This is a genomic window from Methanoculleus sp. (assembly GCF_020696975.1).
Lineage (GTDB): Archaea > Halobacteriota > Methanomicrobia > Methanomicrobiales > Methanoculleaceae > Methanoculleus.
In genome coordinates this window covers 195,556-222,469 of sequence record NZ_JAJGBK010000029.1, presented here as the reverse complement: position 1 = coordinate 222,469, position 26,914 = coordinate 195,556, and the positions used below count along the sequence as shown (strand labels likewise).

General features: G+C 63.0%; 20 protein-coding genes, 1 tRNA gene and 1 pseudogene. 11 read left to right on the top strand and 11 right to left on the bottom strand.

All coding sequences use genetic code 11. The features are described 5' to 3' along the window. Positions 1-75: 75 nt before the first annotated feature. From QZ650_RS09680 to QZ650_RS09665, 4 genes are all read right to left on the bottom strand, one after another. A complete protein-coding gene (locus QZ650_RS09680; RefSeq protein ID WP_292518825.1) occupies positions 76-1,386 on the bottom strand; it encodes a methyl-coenzyme M reductase glutamine C-methyltransferase in 1,311 nt (436 codons plus the stop codon). Between the two features lie 47 nt (positions 1,387-1,433). Continuing rightward, positions 1,434-2,129, bottom strand: a complete 696-nt coding sequence (locus QZ650_RS09675; RefSeq protein ID WP_292522498.1) for a hypothetical protein — start codon at positions 2,127-2,129, stop codon at positions 1,434-1,436. Between the two features lie 91 nt (positions 2,130-2,220). Further along, complete coding sequence (locus QZ650_RS09670) at positions 2,221-3,303, bottom strand: ABC transporter permease (RefSeq protein WP_292518821.1); 1,083 nt, start codon at positions 3,301-3,303, stop codon at positions 2,221-2,223. Beyond that, the gene (locus QZ650_RS09665) at positions 3,300-5,105 is read right to left on the bottom strand and encodes an ABC transporter permease (RefSeq protein WP_292518819.1); all 1,806 of its coding nucleotides are present in this window, start codon (positions 5,103-5,105) and stop codon (positions 3,300-3,302) included. Before QZ650_RS09665 ends, QZ650_RS09670 begins: the two co-directional genes overlap by 4 nt. An 82-nt stretch (positions 5,106-5,187) precedes the next feature. On the opposite strand from QZ650_RS09665, the gene QZ650_RS09660 reads away from it, so the two are divergent. Then, positions 5,188-6,075 (top strand): ABC transporter ATP-binding protein, encoded by an 888-nt coding sequence (locus tag QZ650_RS09660; RefSeq protein ID WP_292518817.1) that lies wholly within the window; start codon positions 5,188-5,190, stop codon positions 6,073-6,075. 403 nt (positions 6,076-6,478) lie between these two features. Beyond that, on the top strand, positions 6,479-6,778 hold the full coding sequence (locus QZ650_RS09655; RefSeq protein ID WP_292522497.1) for a PAS domain-containing protein: 300 nt from the start codon (positions 6,479-6,481) through the stop codon (positions 6,776-6,778). Between the two features lie 189 nt (positions 6,779-6,967). Here QZ650_RS09655 and QZ650_RS09650 read toward each other — a convergent pair whose 3' ends face one another. After that, a complete protein-coding gene (locus QZ650_RS09650; RefSeq protein ID WP_292518813.1) occupies positions 6,968-10,006 on the bottom strand; it encodes a PAS domain-containing protein in 3,039 nt (1,012 codons plus the stop codon). A gap of 345 nt (positions 10,007-10,351) precedes the next feature. Here QZ650_RS09650 and QZ650_RS09645 point away from each other — a divergent pair, with 345 nt between their 5' ends. The 3 genes from QZ650_RS09645 to QZ650_RS09635 all read left to right on the top strand — a co-directional run bounded on the left by QZ650_RS09645 (position 10,352) and on the right by QZ650_RS09635 (position 13,088). Further along, positions 10,352-12,205 carry a PAS domain-containing methyl-accepting chemotaxis protein gene (locus tag QZ650_RS09645; protein ID WP_292518811.1) on the top strand — a complete coding sequence of 618 codons (1,854 nt, stop codon included), beginning with the start codon at positions 10,352-10,354 and terminating at the stop codon, positions 12,203-12,205. An 8-nt stretch (positions 12,206-12,213) separates the two neighbouring features. Next, positions 12,214-12,705, top strand: coding sequence for a chemotaxis protein CheW (locus tag QZ650_RS09640; protein WP_292518809.1), 492 nt, complete (start codon positions 12,214-12,216; stop codon positions 12,703-12,705). Positions 12,706-12,962: 257 nt separating this feature from the next. Then, on the top strand, positions 12,963-13,088 hold the full coding sequence (locus QZ650_RS09635) for a hypothetical protein (RefSeq protein WP_292518808.1): 126 nt from the start codon (positions 12,963-12,965) through the stop codon (positions 13,086-13,088). Here QZ650_RS09635 and QZ650_RS09630 read toward each other — a convergent pair. After that, positions 13,080-13,153: transfer RNA gene (locus QZ650_RS09630), tRNA-Lys, on the bottom strand. The two genes, QZ650_RS09635 and QZ650_RS09630, sit on opposite strands and share 9 nt — an antisense overlap. 113 nt (positions 13,154-13,266) lie before the next feature. Between QZ650_RS09630 and QZ650_RS09625 the strand changes: the two genes are divergently transcribed. The 3 genes from QZ650_RS09625 to QZ650_RS09615 are packed head-to-tail and all read left to right on the top strand — an operon-like array spanning position 13,267 to position 16,977. Continuing rightward, complete coding sequence (locus QZ650_RS09625; protein WP_292518806.1) at positions 13,267-14,727, top strand: DHH family phosphoesterase; 1,461 nt, start codon at positions 13,267-13,269, stop codon at positions 14,725-14,727. Continuing rightward, on the top strand, positions 14,724-15,344 hold the full coding sequence (locus QZ650_RS09620) for a 6-hydroxymethylpterin diphosphokinase MptE-like protein (protein WP_292518804.1): 621 nt from the start codon (positions 14,724-14,726) through the stop codon (positions 15,342-15,344). The genes QZ650_RS09625 and QZ650_RS09620 overlap by 4 nt, the downstream gene beginning before the upstream one ends. Beyond that, a complete protein-coding gene (locus QZ650_RS09615; RefSeq protein WP_292518802.1) occupies positions 15,334-16,977 on the top strand; it encodes a radical SAM protein in 1,644 nt (547 codons plus the stop codon). The genes QZ650_RS09620 and QZ650_RS09615 overlap by 11 nt, the downstream gene beginning before the upstream one ends. Positions 16,978-17,389: 412 nt before the next feature. Here the strand turns inward: QZ650_RS09615 and QZ650_RS09610 are convergent, their stop codons facing one another. Beyond that, positions 17,390-18,526 carry a CBS domain-containing protein gene (locus QZ650_RS09610; RefSeq protein ID WP_292518800.1) on the bottom strand — a complete coding sequence of 379 codons (1,137 nt, stop codon included), beginning with the start codon at positions 18,524-18,526 and terminating at the stop codon, positions 17,390-17,392. A 52-nt stretch (positions 18,527-18,578) separates the two neighbouring features. Here QZ650_RS09610 and QZ650_RS09605 point away from each other — a divergent pair, with 52 nt between their 5' ends. Beyond that, positions 18,579-18,842, top strand: coding sequence for a PRC-barrel domain-containing protein (locus tag QZ650_RS09605; protein ID WP_292518798.1), 264 nt, complete (start codon positions 18,579-18,581; stop codon positions 18,840-18,842). 42 nt (positions 18,843-18,884) lie between these two features. Then, a complete protein-coding gene (locus tag QZ650_RS09600; protein ID WP_292518795.1) occupies positions 18,885-19,619 on the top strand; it encodes a tRNA(His) guanylyltransferase Thg1 family protein in 735 nt (244 codons plus the stop codon). On the opposite strand, the gene ileS is transcribed toward QZ650_RS09600, so the two are convergent. Next, positions 19,602-22,781 carry an isoleucine--tRNA ligase gene (ileS, locus tag QZ650_RS09595; protein WP_292518793.1) on the bottom strand — a complete coding sequence of 1,060 codons (3,180 nt, stop codon included), beginning with the start codon at positions 22,779-22,781 and terminating at the stop codon, positions 19,602-19,604. The genes QZ650_RS09600 and ileS overlap by 18 nt on opposite strands. A gap of 241 nt (positions 22,782-23,022) precedes the next feature. Here ileS and QZ650_RS09590 point away from each other — a divergent pair. Continuing rightward, positions 23,023-23,656: pseudogene (locus QZ650_RS09590) on the top strand (TIGR00725 family protein). Here the strand turns inward: QZ650_RS09590 and QZ650_RS09585 are convergent. From QZ650_RS09585 to QZ650_RS09575, 3 genes are read right to left on the bottom strand one after another with little or no spacing between them, the layout of a single operon-like run. Continuing rightward, entirely contained in the window at positions 23,595-25,505 is a 1,911-nt protein-coding gene (locus tag QZ650_RS09585; RefSeq protein WP_292518791.1) for a molybdopterin biosynthesis protein, read from the bottom strand. The pseudogene QZ650_RS09590 and the gene QZ650_RS09585 sit on opposite strands and share 62 nt — an antisense overlap. Then, positions 25,499-26,701: a gephyrin-like molybdotransferase Glp gene (glp, locus tag QZ650_RS09580; RefSeq protein WP_292518789.1), complete on the bottom strand. Its 1,203-nt coding sequence runs from the start codon at positions 26,699-26,701 to the stop codon at positions 25,499-25,501. The genes QZ650_RS09585 and glp overlap by 7 nt, the downstream gene beginning before the upstream one ends. After that, positions 26,698-26,880: a hypothetical protein gene (locus QZ650_RS09575; RefSeq protein WP_292518787.1), complete on the bottom strand. Its 183-nt coding sequence runs from the start codon at positions 26,878-26,880 to the stop codon at positions 26,698-26,700. Before QZ650_RS09575 ends, glp begins: the two co-directional genes overlap by 4 nt. Positions 26,881-26,914: the final 34 nt, after the last annotated feature.

Sequence of the window (26,914 nt, the reverse complement as noted above, 5' to 3'; positions counted from 1 at the left end):
GGTTTCCCGTTCGGGAGAACCGGGCGGGATCCGGGATTTCAACAAAGAGAAGAGAGGCTGCCGGCCCGGACCTTCTCACCGGATCCGGGCGTACCGGAGGATCAGTTCGGTCGCCGCCCTGATGTCCTGCCCCTGCTTCTTTGCCTCGGCGAGGTACGCGGCATAGACCTCATCAGTCACGAGCCGGATCTGCGGTCGATACATATCGGCATGCATCATCAGGTCAAAGCACCGGGCCTCCCCCTCGGTGAGACCAAGCGCACGGTACTCGCCGGTGTGCGGCGCAAAGGCCGGGTTCCTGTCGCGAGATGTCCTGATCGCGAGGTCGGCGAGCGGCGTCCCCGGAATGGGTTCGGCGCTGCTTATGAAGACGTCGTCGAGAGAGAGCGCGGCGATAAGGTCTTTCGTCGCCTCGTAGTCCCGCTCCGTCTCGCCCGGGTATCCGACGATGAAACTTCCTGCAACCCGGAGACCGTGCTCCCGGCACCGTTCCACCGCCTCCTTGACCTGTCGGACGGTCGCGCCTTTGCCCATCTGCCGGAGCACCCGATCGCTCCCCGACTCGATTCCGAAAAAGACCCACCCGATGGTGTACTGCCGGATGGCGTCCAGGATCTCGTCGGTGATGCAGTCGACGCGGATGTCCGGGGAGGAGACGTTCTTTGGCCCCATCACCTCCGCCATTCCCCGGAGAAGGCCGATGAAGGCCTCTGGGTCCATCTTTCCGTCCTGTGAACCGTAGAGCGACCCGGTTCCGCCGGAGACCGAGAGCCTTGTGGCCCCGTGTGCCGAAAAAGCCTTCACCTCCTCGATGATGCTCGCAAGCGTCCTGCTCCGGACCTTCCTCCCGAAGAACCGGGGCACCTGGCAGAAGGTGCATCCCCCGATGCACCCCCGGTGGGTCTCGATGTAGGCGCTCGCACCCCGGACACTCTGGCTCCCGATATCCTCCGGGATCAGGGGAATCGGCCGATCGATCGGCGCCGGGGGAGCGGGTGGGGTCACGACCGATCGAGCGCCGTCGAGGTAGGCGATGCCGGGGAGGGTCTCCGAGACACCCTCCTCGACGAGACGGACCACCGTCTCCTCGCCCTCGCCGACGACCACCGCATCGGGGGCGAGCTCCCCGAGCACGATCTCCGGCGCGGCCGAGACCGGTCCCCCGACGTAGACCGTCCCGCCCCGCTCGCGGTGGGTCCTGACCAGATCCCTGATCGCAGGGTCGAGGAGATGCTGGGTCGAGAAGAGGCTCGCGAGCAGGATTGAACCGGGTGGGGCATCGGGCGTCCGGGTGAGGGTGACCTTATGTCCCGCATCACGGAGGACGCCGCCGATCAGCATGGCGCCGTAGGTGTAGATGCCCGGGGAGAAGATCGTGATATCCATGATACAGTATCTGCAACGCAGTATACAAATGGTGAGGCTCTGTCTGGTCAGAGCAGCGTCGGCTGCTTGAACCGCCGGGCTTCGGCGACCGTGTGGACGCCCCGGTCTCTCGCGGCGATCAGCCTGTCCTGGAGCCGCATGATGTCTGCGATGAGGGACTGCGGGTTCTGCTCCAGTCCCTCCACGACAACGGCGCGGGCCTCCCGGAGCCTGCCTGCCCTGCGGAGCAGGTCCACGAGGAGCGCCTCATCCCCCCCTGGCTGTGAGGTCAGGCGTTCACCCTGCTCCCACGCCCGCCGCAGGAGGTCGGCGGCACGCGTTCTGCAGATCCGGGCGGGCACGTCATCGCCTTCGTCGTCGCAGATCCAGGCAGCGTGGAGGGACGCCCACGCGGCCTGGGCGGGAATGCCGAGTTCCTCCTGGATGATCGACCAGCAGAGGAAGGTGTTCGCAATCCTGGGGAATTTGCGGGAGTCCAGCTGCCAGCGGTAACGGGGGAGTTTCACCACGTCGGCCGCCCCCCTCCGGGCTTTGCCCGGGTCGGGGGCGCAGTAGCCGCAGGACGGGCACCGTTTCACCCATGCGTAGATGGTGGATCGCAGGGGCTCGGCGGGACGGGTGTCGAGGTCCCGCGACCCAACACTGCTGGCGGCCTCGGGGATGGTGAACCGGCAGGACTCACCGCAGACTGCACAGGTGGTATTGAGGTAGCGGAGGTGGGTCATCGATGGGCAGAATTGCATAACTGGCGATATATAATTTATCCCGCATGGATCTCGGCACCACGATGGCTCTGCCCGAAGCCCTGCCGGTCCAGTCGGGGTTGTCTCCCGCTCACCGGGCTTGCGGGGCGGCTTCTCCGATCCGCCGTGCGTAGGCCGTCGTTATCCATCCGAGGAGTGCCGCCGCGCCCGCGACCAGCACGAGGATCAACCAGTGGGTGGGACCGGCGGTATCCACCGCGAGCCTTACCATGAGGTTTAAGGGGTTGTAGGGGACGGCCATGACAAAGAGGAAGACCACCACGAGGGCCGTCGAGAAGACGAACTGGGCGCTTGTCCGCTCGCGGTAATGGAGCGCGACGAGGGTTGCAAGAAGGATGAGGAAGAGCCCACCGGCCGAGATGTGGAGGAGGATTGCGGCAGGGTTCTCGACCGCGATGCCGTTGAACCCGAGGAGGAGGAGCCAGGCTCCGGCCTGGACCGGGACCAGGACCCCGCAGGTAGCGATCTTCCCCCAGATCATCTCGGTGTACGTGATCGGGGTCGAGATGAGCGTCTCAAGGGTCTGGCGCTGGTACTCCTCGGTGATGAGATCGATGATCAGGGCAGCCGAGACGATCGCCGGGAGGAGGACGAGCAGGGGGATGAGGAGACCGTAGACGAACTCAAAGAAGTTCTCGCCGCCGCCGGACTCGGGGAAGTTCAGCCCGACGGGGAAGGCAACCATTCGGTCGGCCCGGACCTCCCGGAGTTCCTTCTCGTAACTCTGGAAGACCTCTTTTAACTTCACGTTGATGACGCTCGACTGCAGGTCGTTCTGGATGAGGTAGAGCGTGACCGTGACCGGCCCTTCGGCGTCCGGCGGCGTATCCGGGACATGGACCACCGCCGCAATCTGCCGATCCTTAAGCGCCGCAAGCGCCGCGGGGAGGTCCATCCGGTGAAGGACGAGGTCGTCCCGTTTCGCGAACTCGTCGATGAGGGCTGATTCCGCCCCGGTGTAGCCGATGCCGTAGGTGACCGTGGAGTAACCCTCGATTGCCTCGGGATCGTACATGGCGGTGAGCCCCACCATCAAGAATGAGGAGAACATCGCGATGAAGACCTGCAGGAGAATGGCAAAGACGATCGTCTTCTCCGATGAGAGCCCCATGAACTCTTTCTTTGCGATGATGCCGACATGGCGGGCGTTCACAGCAGCCCCCCCGTGAGGAAGTAGAGGTTGTAGAGGCTATGCACCACACTCGCCGCGACGAGGCCGGGCACATAGGCGCGCCGTCCCCAGAAGAGGAGGAAGCCCCCGGTGATCAGCACTCCCGCAATGTGGAGGAGGAGCGGCATCCAGAGCACCTGGAGAGAGAGGAAGAGGACGCTCCCGAAGATCGACTCGGTGATCTGGGCGAGCGTGGCAAAGAGGAGGAGTTTCTCCCCCGCAAGGAACCCGAGGCCGATGGCGATCGCTCCAAGGATCAGGTTCTTTGGCGTCAGGAACCCCGGGCGCTCCCGCGCTACCGCGTAGATCCCGATTGACTTCGCAAACTCCTCGATGAACGCCGCCGAGACGGTCAGGAGGACGAGAGAGAGCGGCATCGGGATGTTGAAGAAGAGGACGAGTGTCATCATCTGCGCCATGAAGACGAAGGGTATCGTGAAGGCGGCAAGGAGGAAGAGTGAGATATGCGGGTGGTCGCGGGCGATCCCGCCGGAGATGAAGTCCGCGAACCTCGATGTGAGGGGTTTTTCTGAAAAAAGGCGTTCCTCGCGGAAGTTAATGGTGCCGACGTAGAAGAGGATGGCGCTTGTCGCAAAGAAGAGCGCCGTCGAGTAGATGTATTCCATGGCGGTGAACCCTTCGCCCTGGATATCGAGGACGACGAGTGTGAGGGGGGAGATGATGCTTATCACGTGCGTGTTTGCAAAGACCGTCGGGAAGAAGAGGTACGATGTGGCGAGGGTCGAGAAGAATATCGAGACGAACGAGAGTTCCTTGAAACTCCTGGCGGCCATGCCGATGATCAGGGCGTTTGCGAGGAAGAAGAGGATGACCGGGATGAGCGGGAGGAGGATGGTGAGCGGTGCCCCGACAAAGAGCGTGATCGCGGCAGAAATGAGGAGCATGATCCCGAGGTAGGGGAGGGCTTTACCGATGATGATCGCGCTCGGCCGGATGGGGGTGGAGAGGAGGGCCTCTCCCGCCCTTCCCACCCGCTCGTTCATCACGCTCATCATGAAGAACTGGGAGGTGAAGTAGAGGGGGAATATGAAGACGAAGACCAGGATGAGTGCGTCGTACGGGAGCGGCGGCGAGAGTTCCGCTGGTGTCCGGAGCCCGTCCGTTGCAGAGCCGGCCGAGAGGATACCGGTGTAGCGGTTGAGCGGGTGATCGCTCCCCGCCTCGCGGAGGTGCTCTCTGAGTTCGTCCTCGGAGACCGGCGTGGCGGATGACGGGGGGGTCGCGGCCTCGACCGGGCTGGAGGGGGCCGGGGGTTCCCGGGCATCTGCCGGGGCACCGACCTGCTGCCCGCTCTGGGTCGCGAGGAAGTCAATCTCGCTCTTTACATACTCCTGATCGATCCAGAGCGGGTAGCCTGCGAAGAGATCGGGCTCCCCGGCGGCCACGTAGGAGACGTAGGCGGCGTAGTCCCGCTCGAGCGCTTTTAAGGCGGCCCTTCCCTTATCCGTGTCTGCGGCGTAGACCTCGCCCTGCAGGATGATGACGTCATACGCGGCCCGGTTCTCCAGGAGAGCCGGACCATTGTCAAGGTAGATGGTAAAACGGCTGTCCGGGGCGACGACCCGGGCGACATCGGAGTCGTCGATACCGATGCGGTAGATGCCGTCCTGCATATGGACGCCGCTCTGGGCCGCAAATGCCGTAACCAGAACCAGGAGGATGAGCAGCCCTGCCGCGAGAGGGAGGACGTTTCTCCCCATCGTGGTCATCGACCTGTTCATCTCCCAGACGGCGATCGTCCGGATGGAGGAGGCAAGACTCATGTTTATCCCACAAGGCGTTAGAGAATCATATCTCTGTGCAGCAACATATTAGTAGGCATCGGATACATAAGGGGGATACGAAATGATCACGGCCCGCTCCCTTGTCAAACAGTACGGCGACTTCCCTGCCCTCGACGGGGTCACGTTCGATCTCGACGACGCGCGGATACTCGGGGTGATCGGGCACAACGGCGCCGGAAAAACGACGCTCTTAAAGATCATGGCCGGTCTTATCTCCCCGACGGCAGGAAGCCTCGTCATCGACGGGATCGATGTCGCCAGAAGGCCGCTCGACCTGAAGCAGAACCTGGGCTATCTCCCCGAAGAGTCGCGGCTCTACGAGACGATGACCACGGATACGTACCTGACGTTCTTCGGCGAGATCTATGGCCTCCCGAGAGCCGTCATCCGGACGCGGCGCGACGACCTCCTCGCGGAACTTGCGCTCGAGCCGGATGGGAAGAAGATCGGGGAACTCTCGAAGGGGATGAAGCGGAAGGTGGCGATTGCACGATCCCTGATGCACGATCCCGGGCTGCTCATATACGACGAACCCACCTCCGGCCTCGACCCCATGACGTCGCGGTCGGTGCTCGACTATGTCAAAGGTCTCCGCAACCGGGGGAAGACCGTGATCTTCTCGGCCCACAACCTCTTTCAGGTGGAGGAGGCCTGCGACCTCGTGCTGATCCTCCGCCGGGGCAGAGTGGTGGCGAAAGGCACCATGCCGGAACTCAGGGAGATCTTCGGCTCGATCACCTACCAGATCTTCTTCCGGGCGTCCGACCCGGCGGCGTTCGCGACATCGGTCGACTACGCCGCCTGCGAAGGCCGGTACCTCGCCGAGGCACGCTCCATCGAGGAGTTGAACCGGACGACCGCGGCGCTTGCGGCCGACGGCGCGACGATCGAGCGGATTGAGTCGCACTACCCGACGCTCGAAGAGATGCTTTTGAAGATCGGGCGGTGACCGGGGCTGGTTCGGGATACACATCTTTTATTCTCCGTATTTCCCGGACGGTCCGGATCGGTCCCTGAACCCGGCACTTCCGGGTGATCCTTTACCGGGCAAAGGTGCCCGGCAGATCGGAGACTTAAAACGTGTCCGGCCGAAGACTGATCCTTTGTGGCCCGGTTGGTGTCTTTCCGGCATATCGTTCGGGACCGGCCGACACGGGGTGCTAGGGTGGCAGTACGCACGATGAGGAGTCGGTGAGATCGGGCCTTCGTCTGCTCCCGTAACTTGATGGATGTGAGGTATGTTGGGTCAAGAACCATTTACCCCGGCGAAGGAGGGCTGCAACGCGATCTCCCCGCATACCCGGGGACCTGAATCGGATCGAGAGATGGAGAGGGCGCCCTGCCGGGGTTCCATGCTTGTTGTCGCCTGGAGCCCGGAGATGAGTATCCGGGCGGTGAATACGGCGTTTGCCCTGATGACGGGCCGCAGGAAGGATTGCACGGAGTCGATGAGTCTCCGTGACATTGAGTCCCTGGATCGGACCGCCGGGAAGATTGCGGATGTAGTCCGGTCAAGGCGGACCGTCGTTGAGAAAGTCACTCTCGACCTCCCGCAGGGAGCCCGCACCATGACCCGCCTCAGCGCCCCCATCATGGACGAAAACGGGAATGTCGTTGAGATATTGACTGTTTACCAGGATGTCATCCCGTAGGGGGCATCTGTGTGCAAGCCGTGCAGGGGAGGTCGGGGGCTGCACCACCCGTACGCCCTGCTCGCGAACATTCATGCAACTGCCGGCCATTCTCCCGGGAAGGGCCGGAACGCGAATCCGGTCACTTTCTTCCTCTTTGCACCAGCACCGGGCGTGTTAACAGTCGTTCGTATCGAGGTCGGCAGTATGTTAGAGTACCCCAGAGAGCGTGCTCGTGAAACTCCTCTCCCTCTTCAGGATCTCCTCGCCCCGTCTCTGCTCGGTGATATCCCGTATCGACTCGATGGCGCCGGCGATCTTCCCCTGGCCGTCATAGAGCGGGGCGGCCTTCACCCACCACAGCCGTGGCGGATTGAAGCTGTTGGGCGACAGCACGGTCTCTGCGGTGATATCGTTCTCTTCGGCATATGTGACGGAGCGATACCGGTTCCGGAGCGTCTCCTCGGGGTTTAATACCTTGTCCACAAGCATCGGTATCCTCTCCCCGTAGAACGGAAGCGCATACTCGTGCCCTCCTTTGCCGAGCATCTCCTCTGCGGGGATCCCGGTCAATGCCTCCATCGCCAGGTTCCATATCGTAACGGCTCCCTTCCGGTCGATCGCGAACATGGCGTCGGGCAGGTGCCGGGCGATCCCGGCCAGCATGTCGTGGGACTCCCGGAGCGCTCCCTCGGCCAGAACCCGGTCGGTAACATCGAGCATCTGGAGCAGGTAGCCCTCCGGCGACCCGCCTTCCGGCGGCCCGAGCGGGCTGATGACACCGCTGATGTGGATGGACCCGGTCCGGGCCGTCGGAAGAAGATCCCGCTTGCGAATCAGGTCGAAGTCGACGCGGCACTCGAACGAGGCCCCGGCCCCATCGGGTAACTGCGCGTCGCCGTTCTCGGTCTCCCGGTAGATCTGCAGGAGGTTGGTCCCCCGGAGATCGCCGGCACGGGCGATCCCGAAGAGTTCGAGACAGGCCCGGTTGGCGTGGAGCGGCAGCCCGGCGGGATCGCAGATCGCTATCCCTATGGGGGACTCCTCAAAGACGCTCCGGAACCGCTCTGCGTTCTTACGCGAGGTCTCCTCAGCCCGCATCCGTGCCGTGACGTCACGGGCGATACCCATGACGTACCGGCAGGTGCCGTCCTCTGCCCTGACCGGGATGAGCCGCGTATCGTACCAGACCTCGCCGCCGGGCAACTGCAGCCGGCTTATGTTGTCTTTGATCACACCGGTAGCGGCGACCGACGCGACGTTCCGGCGATATTCCGCGCCCGGGTCACCCGGGAAGAGATCGGAAACTTCTCTTCCGATGATCTCTTCCGAAGTGCGGTGCAGCATCCGCACTCCCAGCGAGTTGACGTAGAGCACGTGTCCCTCCTGGTCGAGCAGGAAGGTGACGTCAGGCAGCGATTCGGTCAGCGTCCTGTATCGCCTCTCGGTCTCGCTGTGCATCTTCTCCCTCTCCCTCTGCCCGGTGATGTCGGAAAAGACGACGACGGCCTGGAACGGTTCTTCCTCGCCGGGCCGGAACCGGGGGACGGCAAGGATGTCGAGCCAGCGGCGTCTCTTCTCCCGGGGGTTGAAGACGTTGAGGATACTCCTCTCGGGTATACCGGCTGTCAGGGCTCTGATGTGCGGGAACCGGTCTTCCGGGCACTCCGAGCCGTCCTTATCGATAACCCGCTCGCGGAATTCACTGCAGGTTCTCCCCCGCATCTCCGAAGATGCATGGCCGAGTATGCGTTCGGCGGCGGGGTTGGCGTCGATGACTCTGCCGTCAGCTCCGAGATAGACGACGCCCTCGGTCAGTATATCAAGAAGATCCCGGGTGCGCAACCGGGCCTCCCGCGTGGCAGCCGCTGCCTCTTCTCTTCCGGTCACGTCGCAGAGGTGCAGAACGAACCCGGAAGGAGCGCCGTCTTCTCCGGGTATCGGCGACGCCGCACCCTCCAGGTAGATCCTCTCCGTGCCCCCCGACGTACCCCTGTCGAAACACGGGTTCTGCTTCCACGAGGACGGGACAGTAAACCTGACAACTTCTCCCTTCTGCAGGCGCGATAAGGTCTCGGAGGGGATATCCAGGTTTGCAGAGAGGCTCCGTCCTTCGATGTCCTTCCTGTTCTGGATACCGAGGATGCCAAGGAACATCCTGTTCATGCGGACCAGAGTGCCGTTCATATCGCAGAACGCTATTCCCAGGGGGGACTCCTCGAAGATCGCCCTGAATCGCTCCTCGCTCTCCCTGAGCGCGGCGGTTCGCTTGTTCAACTGCTCTTCGAGACGCAGTTGATCTCGACGCAGGGAATCCTCGATCATCCTGCATTCGTGGATAGCAAAACAAAGGAACTGGTACTCGAAAACCCTGCCGTCGGCGTTGCAGAGAGCCCGCCCCTTCCACCGGTACCACCGAACGCCTTCAGCCGGCACAACCAGTTCGCAGTCGATCGTTGCGGTCGGGCTATTCGGCGTGAGGCTCCGGACAAACTCTCTCCATGCTGCACCGCCGCCTGCGGTATAGGGAGGGCGAAATGGACGCCCGGCATTCTCCTCCCGGGTCTTTCCCGAGATCCGGCAGTAGACTTCGTTGGTCCACCTGACGTACCCGTCCGGAGAGACACGGACGATGCCTTCGGTCTGGTCCTCCCTGAGGGCCTCCTCGCGGAGTGCCTCGAGTGGATGCGCTTCCTCCGGGCTTTTCTCCACCGGGAACTTCTCAATGACGAGTGAGACCGCCGGCCGTCCTGACTCGAGCACGGCGGGGATCAGGGAGATGCGGCAGGTCGCTCCTCCGGCAACCGGCAGGTGCCAGAGGAAGGTTCCCTCTTCCCCCCGGAGCGCTCTCCTGAGCAGGGAAATGAGCTCGTCGGAGGGGTCGCGGCCGGGAAACATGACATAGATTGGCTTACCGATGAGAGTCTCCGGTGTTGTCCCGATGAGGGCCGTGAGCGTACCGGAAACCTCCAGGATCTCCAGGTTGTGGTCGATGACGATAAGGTTCGATGAGCAGAACCGGCGGATGGCTGCGACCGGGATGCGCCGGGTCGGGAGATAGATCCTTGCCGCGCCGACCCGGCGTATGTCGACCGACCCCTGGCGTTGGAGGATTCCCAGGTACTTCGAGACGGTGTTCCTGTTCAGCGATGTCAGGGCCGCGAGGTCGGTAATACTCAGCCCTTCAGGGTGCTCCTTAAGGATGTAGAGAACCTCTGATGTGTTGCTATCTGTGAAATTGTTGACCATAGGGCAGATTCTCTGGTACCTTCTTGGATTTAGAAACCCTTACAAATAAATTTTTCCAGGCTGCCCGGCGAATTTGCATGGCATATGGTCAATTTTAAATAGATTTACTGGGCCAAATCAGCATTAACGGCGAAAACGAGGTGATGCGATCCCCTGTGGGGATCAGAACTCTGCTGACGGCGGAGAAGAGGGCCTGCCACGCACCGTGATGGAGATCCTCGACCGTGGTTTCCGTTCAATCCGGTCGGCTCATGTGACGCCTCTGGTTTGCGGCAAAATCAGTTCAGCGTCCCCGGCTCTGGTAGAGTTCACAGCATGCTTACGGAGTCATGCAGGAGGTAGACTATGATATCAGGCGAACAGGAATCGAGCAACGAGCTCTCCACCCCGGTGGAGGGGAGTCGACAGCAGACAGAGACCATCTTTCAGGAAAACCCGATGCCCACCGTTATCTGGGACCGGAACCTCCGTATCAGCGCGGTAAACAAGGCGTTCCTGAAATTTACCGGTTACGATAGAGCAAAAGTCGAGTCCATGACCCTCAGGGACTTCAACTATATCGGCAACCGGTCCGGCGAGGATGTGGCGGATGTCTTCAGGACAAAGCAGGCGACCTCGGGGGAGGTGACGGTTACCCTTCCGACCGGGACTCACTCCTTTGTCCGTTACAACGTCCCGATCCCGGATGAAGCCGGCAACGTCGAGGGCGTGATGGCCGTATACGAGGATATCACCGAGCAGAAAGAGCAGATGGAAGAGATGCGGGTGCTTCACCAGCAGTCCGACGCGATCGTCCAGGAGAACCCGATGCCGATCCTCATCTGGAACGCCGACCTGACCGTAAGCGCTGTCAACAAGGCGTTCCGGCAGTTGAGCGGCTATTCCGAGGAGCAGTGCGCCCGCCTCACCGTCCGGGATTTCAGGTACCTGCAGCAGTCGGGGAACAGCGTTGCGGACACGGTGCGGAGCCGCAAAGACAGCAAGGGCGAAGCCACCATCGAGTTTCCGGTCGGTGCGCGTATCCTCGAGCGCTATAACATCCCCCTGCTTGATAAGAGCGGGGACGTTGCGAGAGTACTCACGGTCTATAACGACATCACGGAGAAGCGGACCGCTGACGAGCGGCTCAAGAAGAGCATCGACGAACTCGCCGGAAGCCTCCACGCTCTCGCTGCCGGCGACCTGATGAAACCTGCGGTCACCTATCCGGACGATCCGCTCAGTGGGCTCAAGAAGAGCCTGAATGAGACGATCGCAGCCTTAACGGATTTTTTCCGGCATATCCTCGACCAGGCGGATGCCCTCGAGCACGCCATCGTCGATGTCGGGAAGGGGGCCGACGAGATCGCCCGGGCCTCCCAGCAGGTGGCGAACACCGCGCAGAACTCTTCGGACGGGGCGAAAGAGCAGATCAAGCGGCTCGACCAGGTCACCAAGAAGGTCGGCGACCTCTCGGCGAGCGTCGAGGAGATTGCAAGCACCGCGCAGGAGGTCCGGGATCGCGCCCTGAACGTCGCGAAGGCCGGTGAGGCCGCCACCGGGCTCGGCAACGAAGCAGGCGCGAAGATGCAGGCGGTGCAGCGGATCTCCGAGCAGGCCGTCGCGGAGATCACGGACCTGAACGCGAAGATGCAGGACATCAGCCACATCGTGAAGCTCATCACCGATATCGCGAACCAGACCAACCTCCTTGCCCTGAACGCCGCGATCGAGGCCGCCCGGGCCGGGGAGCACGGCCGCGGGTTTGCGGTCGTCGCGGGCGAGGTCCGGAACCTCGCCGGGGAGTCGAAGAGCGCGACCCGGCAGATCGAGGAGGTGATCGGCGGGGTGACTGCAAGCAGCGGGAAGACCGCCGAGGCGATGCGGGGTGCCCACATCGAGATCCTCAGCGGGATCGAGAGCGTGAACAAGACTCTCACGGCCCTCAACAAGATGGTTGCCGATGTCAACGCCTCCGTCAGCGGCATCGCCGACATCTCTCGTGCGACCGAGAGCCAGGCCGACGAGACGACGGCGGTCACGAAGAGCGTCGAGGAGGTCTTCGCCCTGGTCCAGGAGAGCGAGAGAGGCACGGAGAGCCTCGCTGCGCTCGCCGAGGAGTCGTCCGCCTCGACCGAGGAGGTCGCGAGCGCCGCAAACGAGATCCAGCGGATGGCCCACCAGCTCCGCGAGAGGGTCGCGGTGTTCCGGTTCGAGTGAGGCCGAGCATGATCGACGTCGTCGAGTTCGGGCTGGGACGGGAGTTGTACGCGATGGACATCCAGCTCGCCCGGGAGATCGTGGAGATGATGCCCATCACCCACATCCCCCGGGCGCAGGACTATATCGCCGGGATCATGAACCTCCGGGGCGAGATCACCACGGTCATCGACCTGAAACGGTTGATCCAGATCCCGGGAACATCGGGAGACAACCAGAAGATCATCGTTCTGGTTGCCGAGGCGACCGGGGGGTCGAACCTCGGCATCATCGTGGACGACGTTCACAGCGTCATCCAGGTGGCCGAGGAGGATATCGAGTTGATGGACGAGGGGATCTCTTCCGGGGTCCACGCCTTCGTCAAGGGGATCATCAAACTCGCAAAGGACGAGGACGACCGGAAGCAGGTCGATGGGAAGGCCCGACAGGCCTCCGGGCTCATTCTCTGGATCGATATCAAGAAGATCCTCGACGACCTCGTCCAGAGGGGTCAGGCATAGTCACCCCGGCGCGTCCGCAGAATGCGGCGTGCCCCAATCTTCTCTTTTCGACACTGCCGCCCCGCCTGCATCGGGGCGGTGCGGAACCGGGAAGTCCCGGCAATCTCTTCCCCGCACAACGCCCGTGTGGGTTTTCCGCCGGAGCAGGGTTTATATATATGCGGCATATATGTGCCTCCGGAACCCCGTTCCCATCGCAATGAGCGGCCTCCTGTCAGACAGAATGGCATGGGAGGAGAACGACGGGGGTTGACCCGATGGCCGTGCGCCCCGCCTGCAATGGAGGGTTCGTGCTCTGCAAGGAGATCGAGGATCGGACGGTCGTCACCGGAGAATCGATACATGCAAACGATGAAGAAGAAATGAATGTTCGACGGGCCTGAAGGGATTTGAACCCTTGGCCTACGGATTAAGAGTCCGTCGCTCTGCCGAACTAAGCTACAGGCCCACGCATCTGACCTAGAAGTATAGTGCGGGAATGGGTATAAACCTTACGGCCCTGTCCCGAAAATCACTGGAATGGAATCCCTTAATACCATGAGAAGTTACACCATTGTACGCATGCCTGAGGCGGTTCAGAACGTTTCAAAGGAACGTATCAAATATATCATTCTTGGCTGCGGGAGCACCGGCTATAACGTCGCGGAGGAACTTGAGCAGGAGAACGAAGACCTCATCATCGTCGATAAGGACGAGAAGCGGGTCGAGGATCTTCGGGATCAGAAATACGAAGCGCTTGTTGGCGACATCCGGGATCCAAACCTTATGGACGGTCTGCCGGTCCCGGAGGTCGCGTTTATCCTCGCAAATGACCGGGAAGCCAATCTGACCGCGCTCAAGACCATCAAGAACCGCTACCCGGCGACATATGTCATTGCGCGCGCCACCGACCCTGTCAGCGTCGATCTCCTCCAGCAGGAGGGCGCCGATATCGTCCTCTACCCGCAGGAGGTGGTGGCCCGGACCGCCATCCACCACATCCGGAAACTCCACTCCTCACGGCTCGCCCTGCGGCTCTATGATATGCTTGCCTCCTGGGAGGGGACGCTCTGCATCGTCACCCACTTAAACCCCGATCCCGACTCGATCTCGAGTGCCATGGCGCTCTCGATGATTGCCCGGCATGCGAGCCACAACAAACTCAACTGCCGCATCGTCTATGAAGGGGATATAGGGCACCAGGAGAACCGGGCGTTCATTAACCTCCTCGATATCAAACTGGAGCGGCTCACCCCCCAGATCCTCGATGAGTGCAACTACATTGCCCTGGTCGACTCCTCCGGGCCCGGCGTGAACAACGAACTCCCCAAGACCACCCGGGTCAATATCATCATCGATCACCACAAAAACGGCGAACATCCTACCACGATCGCCGACTTCATCGATATCAGGCCGGGGGTCGGTGCCACGGCGAGCATCCTGACGCAGTACCTGATGGAACTCGATATCCCGGTGAGCAAAACGGTCGCGACCGCGCTTCTCTACGGTATCAGGGCAGATACAAGGGATTTCAAGAGAAACGTCACCCCCCAGGACCTCAACTACGCAGCCTTCCTCCTCCCCCTGACCGACTCGGACCTCCTCGACAAGATCACCTCCCCCTCCATATCCCAGGAGACCGTCGATATCATCGGGAGCGCCATCCGGAACCGGCGGATCAAGAGCGGGTATCTCTTCTCCAACGTCGGTTATATCAGGAACCGTGACGCCCTCCCCCAGGCGGCTGATATGCTGATCCACCTTGAGGGTGTGAATACGGCGCTGGTCTACGGCATCAGCGACCAGAACATCATCATATCAGCCCGGAACAAGGATATCAGGCTCCACCTCGGCAACGTGATGGCCGAGGCCTTCGGCCCTATCGGTGAGGCAGGCGGGCACGCCACGATGGCGGCCGCCATGATCCCGCTCAGTTACTTCTCGATGGTGAAGGAGAAGGAAGGTCTGCTTGCTCTGATCATCGACCCGATCCTGAAACGGTTCTCCAGCATTGTCGGCCTTGATAACGAGGACCAGCAATGAGGTTTTCAGACTGGGAACCTCACTATACCGCAATTCTTGAGTATTTCGGGTTCGAGCGCGAGGCTGATGAGGAGGCGGCCCGGCTACTCGGGAGTCTCGCGGACCGGGACGATCTCGGACTGCTTGAAGCCCTTATCCGGGGAAGAATGGTGACGGTCTGCGGGAACGCTCCCTCTCTCCCGGATGAAGTCGACCGGATCGAGGGGACGGTGCTCGCCGCCGATGCGGCCGCCGGGGTGCTCGTGGACCACGGCATTCGGCCGGATGCCGTCTTCACCGACCTTGACGGGGCGACCGATCTCTTCATCGACCTCTCACGCCAGGGGACGGTGATGATCGTGCACGCTCACGGCGACAATATCCCGCTTCTCCGCCACTGGATCCCGCGCCTTCCGGGCCCGCTCGTCGCCACCACCCAGGCGGCCCCCCTTGCCCATGTCCACAACTTCGGCGGGTTCACCGACGGTGACCGGGCGGTCTTTGCCGCCGACGAACTCGGTGCGGCAGGGATCCGGATCATCGGGTTCGATCTCTCCGACCGGGACGTCGACCCGGTCAAGCGGGGAAAACTTTACTGGGCAGGAGAACTGCTCCGCCTGATCGGGTATGACCTCTAGCGCCCTCATCATCGACGGTTACGTCGACGAGCCTGCATGCCTCGGTGTTGCGCCCTACATCTCTCCCTACGTGAGAGAGGTCGCCGGCGTCCTCGCCAATCATGGTTACGCTCCCTGTTACGTCACCATCGACCAGGTCCGGGCCGACCCGGCTCTCGCCACAGGATCCGGCCGGGGCGATCTCGTGGTGATGATCGCGGGACTGACCGTGCCCGGTGCCTATATCGGGGGAAAACCCGCGACCCTGACGGAGGTCCAGCAGCTCGGAACCCTGCTGCGGAAACCGACCACTGCGATCGGCGGGCCGATCGCTTTCGGCTACGCTCCCGGGGGCGGGAGGAAAGCGATCCGGCAGGCGATTGGTGGGTTTGACGTCACGCTCTCGGGCTCGCCGGCGGTCGCACTGGATTCCTGGCTCTCGGGCGGGGAGCCTGCCGGTGCGGGCGATTACTCCCTGACCGATCCCTGGTCGGTGGCAGGCGCCGGGATCATCAGAGAGCACCCGGCGTTCCCGTATGTTATGTGCGAACTCGAGACCGCCACCGGGTGCTCGCGGGCGACGGTCGGCGGCTGCTCCTTCTGCACCGAGCCCTTTTACGGTCTGCCGCACTACCGGAGCATCGAGGGGATCGCGGAGGAGGTGGCGGCGCTCCATGCGGCAGGTGCCCGCCATTTCAGGCTCGGCCGGCAGCCGGACCTCCTCGCCTACCAGAGCCCCGGCGGGGAGTTCCCGGTCCCGCGCCCGGAGGTGCTTGATGACCTCTTCTCCACGATCCGGCGTATGGCCCCTGACCTGGCAACCCTGCACATCGACAACATCAACCCGGGCACCATCGCCCGGCACGAGGATGCGGCGCGGGCGGCGCTCGAGGCGATCGTTGCCGGGCACACCCCGGGAGACATCGCGGCCTTCGGGATGGAGACCGCCGATCCGGCGGTGGTTGCGGCAAACAACCTCAAGGCGATGCCGGACGATGTCTTCCGCGCGATCGAGATCGTGAACGATGTCGGGGGAAAGCGGACGGGTGGCATACCCGAGCTTCTGCCGGGCTTAAACTTCATTGTCGGTCTTGCCGGGGAGAAGCCGGCGACGTTCGATGCGAACGAGGCGTTCCTCCAGCGGATCCTCGACGCCGGGCTCCTGGTACGGCGGGTGAACATCCGGCAGCTGATGCCGTTTGAGGGGACGGCGGCCTATGGAGAGAACACCCTCGGGAAGCACGACGCCCGGTTCCGGGCCTTCAAGGAGTGGACCCGGACCCACTTCGACGAACCGATGCTCCGCCGGGTCTTTCCGGCCGGGACCGTCCTTCGGGATGTCGTCATCGAGGTTCCCGGCAAACCGTCCTTCGGGCGGCAGATGGGTTCTTACCCAATCCTCGTCGGGATTCCCCTCCCCCTCCCGGCAAAGACCGTCCTCGACGCCGTCGTGGTGGACTGGGGGATGCGGTCGGTGACGGCCCTCCCCTGCCCTGTGGAGGTCAACACCCTGCCGGTCGCGGCGCTCCGGTGGATCCCTGGCGTCGGGAAGAAGAGGGCCGCAACCATCGCCGCCCGCCGGCCTTTTAGGAGCCTTGAGGAGTTCCGGGAGGTCGTGGGGGAGACGGGGATTGAGGGTGTGATGAGGTTTTAGGGCGGGGATGCCCTGTGCTGGCTGTTGCTTCTTTTGAGATTCACGCTTGTGCCCCGTGGCGCTGAACTCCGGCAGTCCCGTCTGATGCTCGTGAGAATAGGTTCAACTGATACTGGAGATCTCGATCCTAGGTATCCGCAGCCTTGTGGATCTTAAGGCCCGGCTGCGAGGATTTGTTCAGGGTTATGAATACCGGAGTAGCCTACTCGATGGAAAAGCCCGGTACACTGGACCGTGGGGATATCGCCATGGGGGGAGGGGATCGGGGAGGGGGTCTCCCCCTCCCCATAAGGGAGCACCCGTTAACCTCTTCTCATAAGCCCCACCCCGCCCGGCCTCCGGCCTCCTCAGTCGAAGACCTTCGGTCTTCTAACGCTTCCTTCGGTCGGCGAGTTGCTCTCCCCCCTCCTGATTACTCCTCTTCCCGCAGTTCCATCACCCGGAGCACATCGGTCCTGGTCACAATCCCGACCAGGGCATCATTCGCGACCACCGGAATTCTCCCGATATCCATGCCCGATATGATCCGGAGCGCGTCGATGAGCGGCGCCGACGGCGGGAGGGTGGCCGGGTTCCGGGTCATGACGTCCCGCACCTGCATCGCCTCGCGGTCGTGCGGAGAGATCTTGTGGACGTCGGCGAGCGCGATGATCCCGACGAGTGAGCCCCGTTCCACCACGGGAAAGCCGAGGTGCTTCGTCTCGTACATCATCTCCACCACCCGCGGCAGGGGCATCGTCTGTTCTACGGTGGTGACCGGGCTGCTCATTGCATCCGCCACCGTGACATCCTGCAGCAGTATGTTGTAGCGCAGGTACGTGGCCTCCTGGTTCGCCCCGATGTAGATGAAGAAGGCGATGATGATCAGGATGGGGTTTAAGAGCAGGAGCCCGACGATCCCGAAGAGGACGGCAAACGCCTTTCCAACGTCTGCGGCGATCCGGGTCGCCCGGGCGAGCGGCATCCTCCGTGCAAGCCAAGCCCGCAGCACGCGCCCCCCGTCCATGGGGAACGCCGGAAGGAGGTTGAACCCGAAGAGCAGGACGTTCAAGAGCCCGAGATAGCCGAAGGTGAAGACCAGGACGCCGGCGATGCCCGGGTCGGCGATGACAGCGTCAAAGACATAGACCAGAGCGCTGGAGATCACGCCGACCGCGAGGCTCGTGAGCGGGCCCGCGAGCGCCATCGGGAGTTCCACCTTCGGGTCCGGCATCGTCTCCTCCATCTGGGAGACGCCGCCGAGGATGAGGAGCGTGATGCTGTGGATCTCGATCCCCCTTGCTCTCGCGATGAGGGAATGGGCCAGCTCGTGGATGAAGACGCCGACAAAGAGGCCGAGCGAGACGACGATCCCGAGGATGTAGGGATTGAACCCCTCCGCAATCAGCGTCACGTCGATCGGAACACCGAAGAGGACTGCGATCAACTCGGTCGTGAGCAGGATCTGGCTCCCGATGATCCAGGCAAAGAGGGGGATCACGAGAAGGAAACTCCAGTGCAGTTTGACCGGGATCCCGGCCAGGTTTCCGATCTGTAGCGACGCTTCCATGAAAAGGAGTATCTTTTTATCATTTATAGTAATATACCTTCAGAGGATACCGATGAGAACACAGGTCACAGAACTGTTCGGACTGCGCGTCTATACCGATAGAGCCATCTTTGTCGGAAATGTCGACGATGTCGTGATCGATGTGGACCAGAAAAAGATCGACTCCCTTGCGGTCGGTGAACTCAACCCCGAGATCGGCGAGGTAAAAGGGTATGCAGGGCTGCAGATACCTTTCCGCATCATAAAGAGCATCGGGGATATCGTCATCGTCCGCCACATCCCCGGGATCTTCAGGTCGCCGGCAAAAGAAGAGTGACCGTGATATCCGGCCTTGTCCGGGCTCCTTTGCTGATAAAATATGGATATCAAAGACCGTGAGATCTTCTCGAACCTCACCATCTTCCCCCCCGTTTTTGTCAGACTCGACGGCCGGGCCTTTCACCGTCTGGCCCGGACGCTCGATCTCAAGAGACCGTTCGATCCCGCCTTCTCTGCGAGCATGCGGTCGGTCTGCCGCCACCTCCTCACCGAAAGCGGCCTATCTCCCACGTTCGCCTACACCTTCTCCGACGAGATCAGTCTCTACTTCAAGACGCTGCCGTTCTCCGGGAGGGTGGAGAAGATCGACTCCGTGACGGCCGCGATTGCGGCAAGCAAACTCACGATCGAGTTCGGGTGCGCCGAACCGCTTGCGTTCGATGCCCGGATCATCCCGGCAACCGGGGAGTTTGCGGTTGAGTATCTTGTCTCACGGCAGAACGAGGCGTGGCGGAACCACATCAACGCCTACTGCCAGAACGCGCTTGTCAAGGAAGGGATGACGTCGCGGGAGGCCGCCGCGGCGCTCCGCGGTATGCAGTCCGAGGCGATGCACGAGATGATGTTCGAGCGGGGTGTCAACCTGGCGGCAACCCCTGCCTGGCAGCGGCGGGGGACGCTCCTCTACCGGGAAGAGTGCATAAAAGAGGGGTATAACCCCATGACCGGGAAGACCGTGCAGGCCGTGCGGGCCTGCATCCGGGAACCGGAGGAGACCCCCCTCTTCTCGACGGCTGAGGGGGCTGCCCTGATCCGGTCACTCACCGGCGCGTGAGATGCCCATCTGCATCTGCACGCCTTCCACGTCCCAGTCCTTCGCGAGCGCAAAGGTCTCCGCGGGCTTCTTCCCGTCAGCGCGCCGGATGGTGAGGGCTGCCGCCCGGACCTCGCCGGCGATCTCCTTCTCCCACTCATCTTCCCCGATGAGCGAGGCTACCCGCTCATCGGCGACGTCCACGGCCGCGACGATGAAGTCGTTGACGTTCAGGTCCAGCTGGCGGCGCATCTCCTGGATCCGCCGGATCACCTCGCGGGCGTAGCCCTCAGCCTCGAGGGACGGCGTGAGGGTGACGTCCACGTAGACCGTTGCGTCCTTCATGGGGGCGGCAAAGACCCCCTCCGGGAGGGCTTCGGCGAAGGTGACGTGGCGCGCGGCAATCTCGTACCCATCGAGTTCGGCCTTTCCGTCCCGCTCGATCGCGGCCTTCAGTGCGGTGCCGTCCGCTCCCTCTATCAGGGCCTTGACCTTCGGCCCCTCCTTACCGAACTCCGGGCCGATCGCCCGCATCACCGGCTCAGCCTGCCAGAGGATCCGGTCCCACGTCCCGGTAACGACACTGACCGTCCGGGCGTTCGCCCGGGTCAGGGCAAGGTCGTTTAAGTCCTCAAGAGCCGTCTTCACGCCAGCACTCTCGGTGACGACCACGGTCTCTCCGACCGGCCAGCGCAGTTTTCTCTTTCCGGCCTGCCGGGCGGTGGCGACCGCGTCGTCAAACGCCCGGATGACTTCCATGTCGGCTTCGAGATCCTGATCGATCAGGAGGTCGTCTGCCTCCGGCCAGTCGAGCATATGGACGCTCTCCGGGTCACCTGCAAGGCGGAGGTTTCCGTAGATCTTCTCGGTGACGTGGGGGGTAAACGGCGCAAGGAGCGCTATTAAGCGGCGCAGGACGTAGTAGGAGGTTTCGTAGGCGTACCGCTTCTCCGGCGAGTCTTCTTCAAGCCACATCCTCGGCCGGACGAGCTGCACGTACCAGCGGGAGAGATCTTCGAGGATGAAGGTCGCGAGCGCCCGCGTCACCTTATGGAGATGATACTCCTGCAGGTCTTCGGCCGTCGTCCGGGCAAGTGAGTTCACCCGGGAGATGATCCAGCGGTCCTCCTGCGGCATATCGGCGATATGCGCCCGGACGAACGAGTCGTCCCACCGCCCGTCGTCTCCGGCCGCGGGCGTAAACGAGTCGAGGACCATGTACGGGAGCGGGAACCGGTAGACGTTCCAGAGGATGTTGAGCGTCCGGTGGATGGTCTTGACGCTCTCCCAGTTGAACTTCAGGTCGTCCCAGGGGGCGTTCGCCCAGAGGACGTAGAACCGGAGGACGTCGACACCGAACTGGTTCATCACCTCCTCAGGCGTCACGACGTTTCCGAGGCTCTTGCTCATCTTGCGCCCTTCGGCGTCGAGAGCAAACCCGTGCATCAGGACGCTCTTGTAGGGCGCGCGGCCGAACGCCACGGTGCTCGCCCCGAGCTGGGAGTAGAACCAGCCACGGGTCTGGTCCTGCCCTTCGGTGATGAAGTCCGCCGGCCAGTAGCGGTCGAAGGCCTCGCGCTCCCGGGGGAACCCGAGGGTCGCCCAGGACGCGACGGCCGAGTCGAACCAGACGTCGAAGATGTCGGCCACCCGGCGCATCTCCCCGCCGCAGGAGCACGGAATGGTGACGGTGTCGACGTAAGGGCGGTGGGGATCGACGATCTTCGTCCCCGACCGTTCCTCGAGTTCCGCGACGGTGCCGACGACGGTATATCTGTCACACTTTTCACAGTGCCAGATGGGGATGGGGATGCCCCAGTAGCGCTGCCGGGAGATGCACCAGTCGCGCGACTCCTTGACGAAGTCATGGAACCGGGCGCTCCCCGCCCACTCGGGGTACCACTTCACCTTCGCGATCTCCTCAAGCATCGGTTCGCGGATCTCGGTGGCCTTCAGGAACCACTGCGCCGTTGCCCGGTAGATGATAGGGGTCTTGCACCGCCAGCAGTGGCCGTAGCGGTGGGTGATCGTCCGCCGGGCGAGGAGATATTCGCCGAGCGCTTCGATGACGAAGTCGTTTGCGTCCCGGACGTACATATCCGCAAACGTCCCGGCCGCCGGGGTGAAGCACCCGCCGGCATCGACCGGGCAGAATGTCTCAAGCCCCTCCCGGATGCCGACCAGGTAGTCGTCCCACCCGTGCCCGGGGGCGATGTGGACGAGACCGGTATTCTCGAGCGTGACGTAATCGGCCGCGACGACCCGGTGCCGGATCTCCGCCTGGCGCGGCACCTGGCCCGCAAGCGGCGATGCATACTCCGTTCCGACAAGGTCGCTCCCGCTGACCTTCTCAAGGACCGTATAGTCCTGGTAACGCCCCATCTTCAGGACGGGCTCGACGAGGTCTTCGGCGATCCAGAGGATCTCCTCGCTTTCATCCTTCTTCGCCCGCACCCGTGCGTAGGTGAAGGTGGCGTTGACCGCCACCGCCACGTTTGCCGGAAGCGTCCAGGGTGTCGTCGTCCAGATCACCAGGTACTCGTTCTCCCGCCCGACGACGGGGAACTTGACGAAGATGGAAGGGTCGGTCTCATCCCAGTACTCCACTTCTGAATCGGCGATCGCCGTCTCGCACCGGGGACACCAGTTCACGACCCGGTGGCCGCGCTCGAGCAGACCGCGTTCGTCCGCCCGCTGGACCGCCCACCACGCGGACTCGATGTAGCCCGGATCAATGGTCTGGTAGGGGTTGTCGAAGTCGAGCCAGACACCGAGCTTCCGGAACTGGTCGCTCATGATCTCCATGTGCGTCACGGCAAACGTCCGGCACTGCTCGATGAACGCGGCGATGCCGTACTCCTCGATATCCTTCTTGGAGGTGAACCCGAGCTGGTGCTCGACTTTCACCTCGATGGGGAGGCCGTGCATGTCGTAGCCGGCCCGCTCGATGATGTTGCTGCCCCGCATCCGGTGGTAGCGGAGGATGGCGTCTTTTATGATCTTGTTCCAGGCGGTGCCGAGATGGATGTGGCCGGTGGTGTAGGGCGGCCCGTCGACGAAAAAGAACGCTTTTCCATCCTTTCGCAGCGCCTGGACGCGTGCATAGGTATTCTCCCGCTTCCAGTGATCCTGGACTTCCGTCTCAAGTTCCCGCGGGTTATAACTGCTGGTGACCTCTTTCACCTTGTATCCCTCATATTCAGCACTCTGGTGTACCGTTTGTTGTTGGGGGACAAAGCATTTTGTACGACTGACGGAAGGGTGCGGCGGATGACATCCGAGGTTTGAGGCACTGTCTGGTTCCGAGCAGGAGCGAGAGCGCCGGCAGGTGCAACTTGCGACATCCGGGAGAAGACGGTCAAGCAGGGAAAACCTTCCGGGAGACTGGTTAACCGAAGCTGGGGGTTACGTGTCTGCGTATGTGATGTGGACAGGGGAGGGGGGATGCTCCCCCCTCAAAGGCCTTCGGCCTTCTCGTGCTCCGTTCTCCCGGAACATCGCACCTCGCACGGTCCAGCGTATCGGGATTTTCTCCACCCCGCCCAATCCCCCGGGCCCTTTATCTCTCGAAACCCCGCCCTCTCCCATGCAGATCGCAGTCATCGGGCGGGGGGACTGCTCCGGGGAAGAATACAGGACAGCAGAAACCCTTGGCCGGCTCATCGCTGAATCGGGCGGGACCGTCTGTTGCGGCGGCCTCGGTGGGGTGATGGAGGCCGTCTCGCGGGGCGCAAAAGGGGGCCGGCGGTATGACTGTTGGCATCCTCCCGGACACCGGGGACGGTAACCCTTACCTCGACGTGGTCATCCGCACTGGCATGGGGCATGCGCGAAATGTCATCCTCGTCCAGTCGGCCGACGCGGTCATCGCCGTCGGGGGAGGCTACGGCACGCTCTCGGAGATTGCTGTCGCGCTCAAGACCGGAAGACCGGTCTATGGCCTCCTGACCTGGAAGATAGAAGGGGTGAGGGCCTGCGCCGGACCCGAAGAGGCCGTCAGTCTCGCAACCAGCGCAGGACACCCGTCTCGTCCGTCTCGTAGCCGCCGAGACCCTTGAGGATCTCTTTGAACGCCTCTGAGGAGACGGTCTCGACGAGGGCCGCGATCCGGAGGTCGTCAAGCATCTCGCGGTGCATCACGAGCTCGTAGCGTTCCGTCGCCACCGGGACGAACGCAAGACCGAGCGCCTTTGCCGCGCTGTATACCCCCATTCCCGCATCCGCCTCTCCGGTCTTGACCGCGAGCGCCACTGCAAGGTGCGTCGTCGCCTCGCGCCCGTAGCCGGGGATGAGGGCCGGGTCGATGCCCCGCATTGCCAGGTGGTGGTCAAGGAGCATCCGGGTCCCCGACCCCTTCTGCCGGTTGATGAACGTCCGGCCGGGCAGATCCTCGAATGAGAGCCCGTCGCGGGAGATGACCCCCTGCTGCCGTTCCGCCACGCAGAGAAGGGCGAGATCCGCGCCGGGCATATACCGCTCCAGGTAGTGGGTGTTGTAGGTGCCGTCGGGGGCGAGGAGGTGCATCGGGGCTGCATGGCACTCCTGCTTTTTGAGGGCGATCACCCCGCCCATGCTCCCGACATGGGTGGAGTGGATATCGACGCCGTGCGGCCGCACAAGGTCGGCAAGGTGGTCGAGGGCCGGGTCGTGGCTGCCGGTGACGAGGACCGCCTCCTCTGCCTCCGTGCGGGGGACGGTGAGCAGGACGCTCATTGTCTCCCCGGCCTCGGCGCCCTCCTTCTGTGCCGGGATCTGCAGGTAGCCGTTCGCCCGGACCATGCTCATCTGGACCCCCGCGCCTCGTGACTGCGGCACCGCCACCCAGTGTTCACCGATCCTTCCCACCGAGAGGAGGACAAACTCGTCGGTCCCGATATCGGAGTGAAGGCTTGTGGTGAGCCGGGCGTCGACCCGCTCGGGCCGGGTGGCGGGGAGACCGTAGCGGGCGATAAACGGCAGGACGAGCTCGCGCAGCACCGTCGCCGCGGCAAGGGGATAGCCGGGGAGACCGATCACCGGTTTTCCCTCGATCCTGCCGATGATCACCGGCTTTCCGGGCTTGATGGCGACGCCGTGTGCCAGGACCTCCCCGAGATCCCGGATGATCTCGGCGGTGTAGTCGCGGGTCCCGGCGGACGACCCCGCCGAGACGAGGAGGATATCGTTCTCGGCGACACCGCGCCGGACGGCGTCCCGGATAAGATCGTAGTCGTCCGGGACGATAGGATAGCGGTGCGCTTCCACACCCGCCTCAGCGAGGACGGCCGCGGCCATCAGGGTGTTGCTCTCCACCACCTTCCCCGGCGGCGGCATCTCACCGGCCGGCACCAGTTCGCTCCCGGTTGGGATCAGGCCTGCCCGGATGTTCTTGACCGCGATCTCCGTGACCCCGTAGTTTGCGAGCGCTCCTACATCATGCGGCCGTACCCGGTGACCGCTCGGGAGGATCATCTCCGACTCACCGATGTCCTCCCCGACCGGGCGGACATGCTGCCAGGGGCTGACCGATTTTCGGATAGTGTAGGTCTCGCCGTCGCGATGTTTTATAGGAGCGCAGCGGGAGGAGTCGTCAGACTTCGACTCGACCCAGACGTCCTCGATCATCACCACCGCATCGTAGTCGGGTGGGATGATGTTTCCCGTATTGACCCTCGCCGCATCCGGGAGGGTCACCGGGCGCTGCTCGCTTGCGCCGAGGGTATCGGCGCTTCTCACCGCGATCCCGTCCATCGCAGAGATGTGGATGGCGGGGACCGAGAACCGGGCGAATATGGGTTCAGCAGTGATCCTGCCGACCACGGCGGTCGTCACCGGAACGCGGACGATCCCGGGTACCGGCGAAAAGGAGCGTTCGACGAGCGCCCGCGCCTCCGCAAGGGATATCACCGAGAGGTAACGCTTCACCACAGGATCACCTCCACTTCCTTGCCCACCTCGAACCCCTCGCTCGATGCCGGGATCCGTACCAGGCCTTCGCTCTGCACCAGGGTGTTGAGGAGTCCCGACTTCCCGAAGACCGGCGTCGCCTCCCCGTCTCTCACGCTGACCCGGACGTAATCCTCCCGGCCGCGGGTAGAAGGAATGTTCTGCGTCAGTCGTGCGCGGGCGGTCTGCCGCAAAACGGTCGTCCCGCGCATCGCCGCGAGCAGGTGGTCGACGACGGCGACGAGCACGACAAAGGCCGAGGCCGGGTGACCGGGGAGCCCGATGACCGGTTTTCCCCGCGCGGTGCCGATGATGGTGGGTTTACCGGGCGCGATCGCGATCCCGTGCACCAGCACCTCACCGAGCTCCATGATGACCGCCGCGGTGTTGTCCCGTTCGTCCTTCGAGGAGCCCCCCGATACCAGGACCACGTCGCACCTCTCAAGCGCCGACGAGACCGCCCGCCTCAAAACCGCCCGGTCGTCTCTGACGATCCCGAAGTAAACTGGATGGCAGCCCCGCCCCGTCACAAAGGCCCCGGCGAGGTAGGAGTTTGCGTCCCGCACTTCGCCCGGCCGCGGGGTCTCGACGACGGGGACGAGCTCGTTGCCTGTGGATATGATCCCGACCTTTGGGACCTTCGTGACGCAGACCCGGTCGGCACCGACCGCCGCGGCGACGCCGATCTCCCGGGGCGAGAGAACGCGGCCCCGTTCAAGTGCCACCTTCCCGGCCTGAAAGTCCTCGCCGCAGAAGACCACGTTCTCACCGGGTGCCACGGAGCGATGAATCAGGATGTCGTCCCCGATCTGCTCGGCATGCTCGATCATCACGACTGCGTCCGCGCCTCCGGGGAGAGCGCCGCCGGTGGGGACGTACCGGCACGAGCCCGGGGAGATCCTCCCGGCATCTGCGCTCCCCATCCCGATCCGGCCCCGGCACTGGAGCATTGCCGGGATGGCCTCGGAAGCCCCGGTGGTCTCGGCCGCCGCGACCGCGTAGCCATCGACCGTCGAACGGTCAAACCCCGGGATGTCGATATCGGCAACGACGTCCCGCGCAAGGACCCGGTAGAGGGCATCTTCGAGCGGAACCTCCTCGCACCCTGGCGGGGGTGCGAGTCTCCGCACCGTCTCCACAGCCTCGCTGACGGGTACGACCGATAGAAAGAGGCTCATCTGAAGCAGCCCAGCTGGCAGCCCCGTATCTTTATTCGCGGTTCGCGCTGGTTGCAGTAGCGGGCGATATCCATCCGGGGTATGCCGCACTTCTCGGCGATCTCGAAGGCCTGCGGGCAGGTGATCTCGTTTGTTATACCATACGCCTCGAATGCTTTCCGTATCTTCTCTTCGTCCATAGTACTCACATGGTTTGCCTGTAGAGTGATAGGA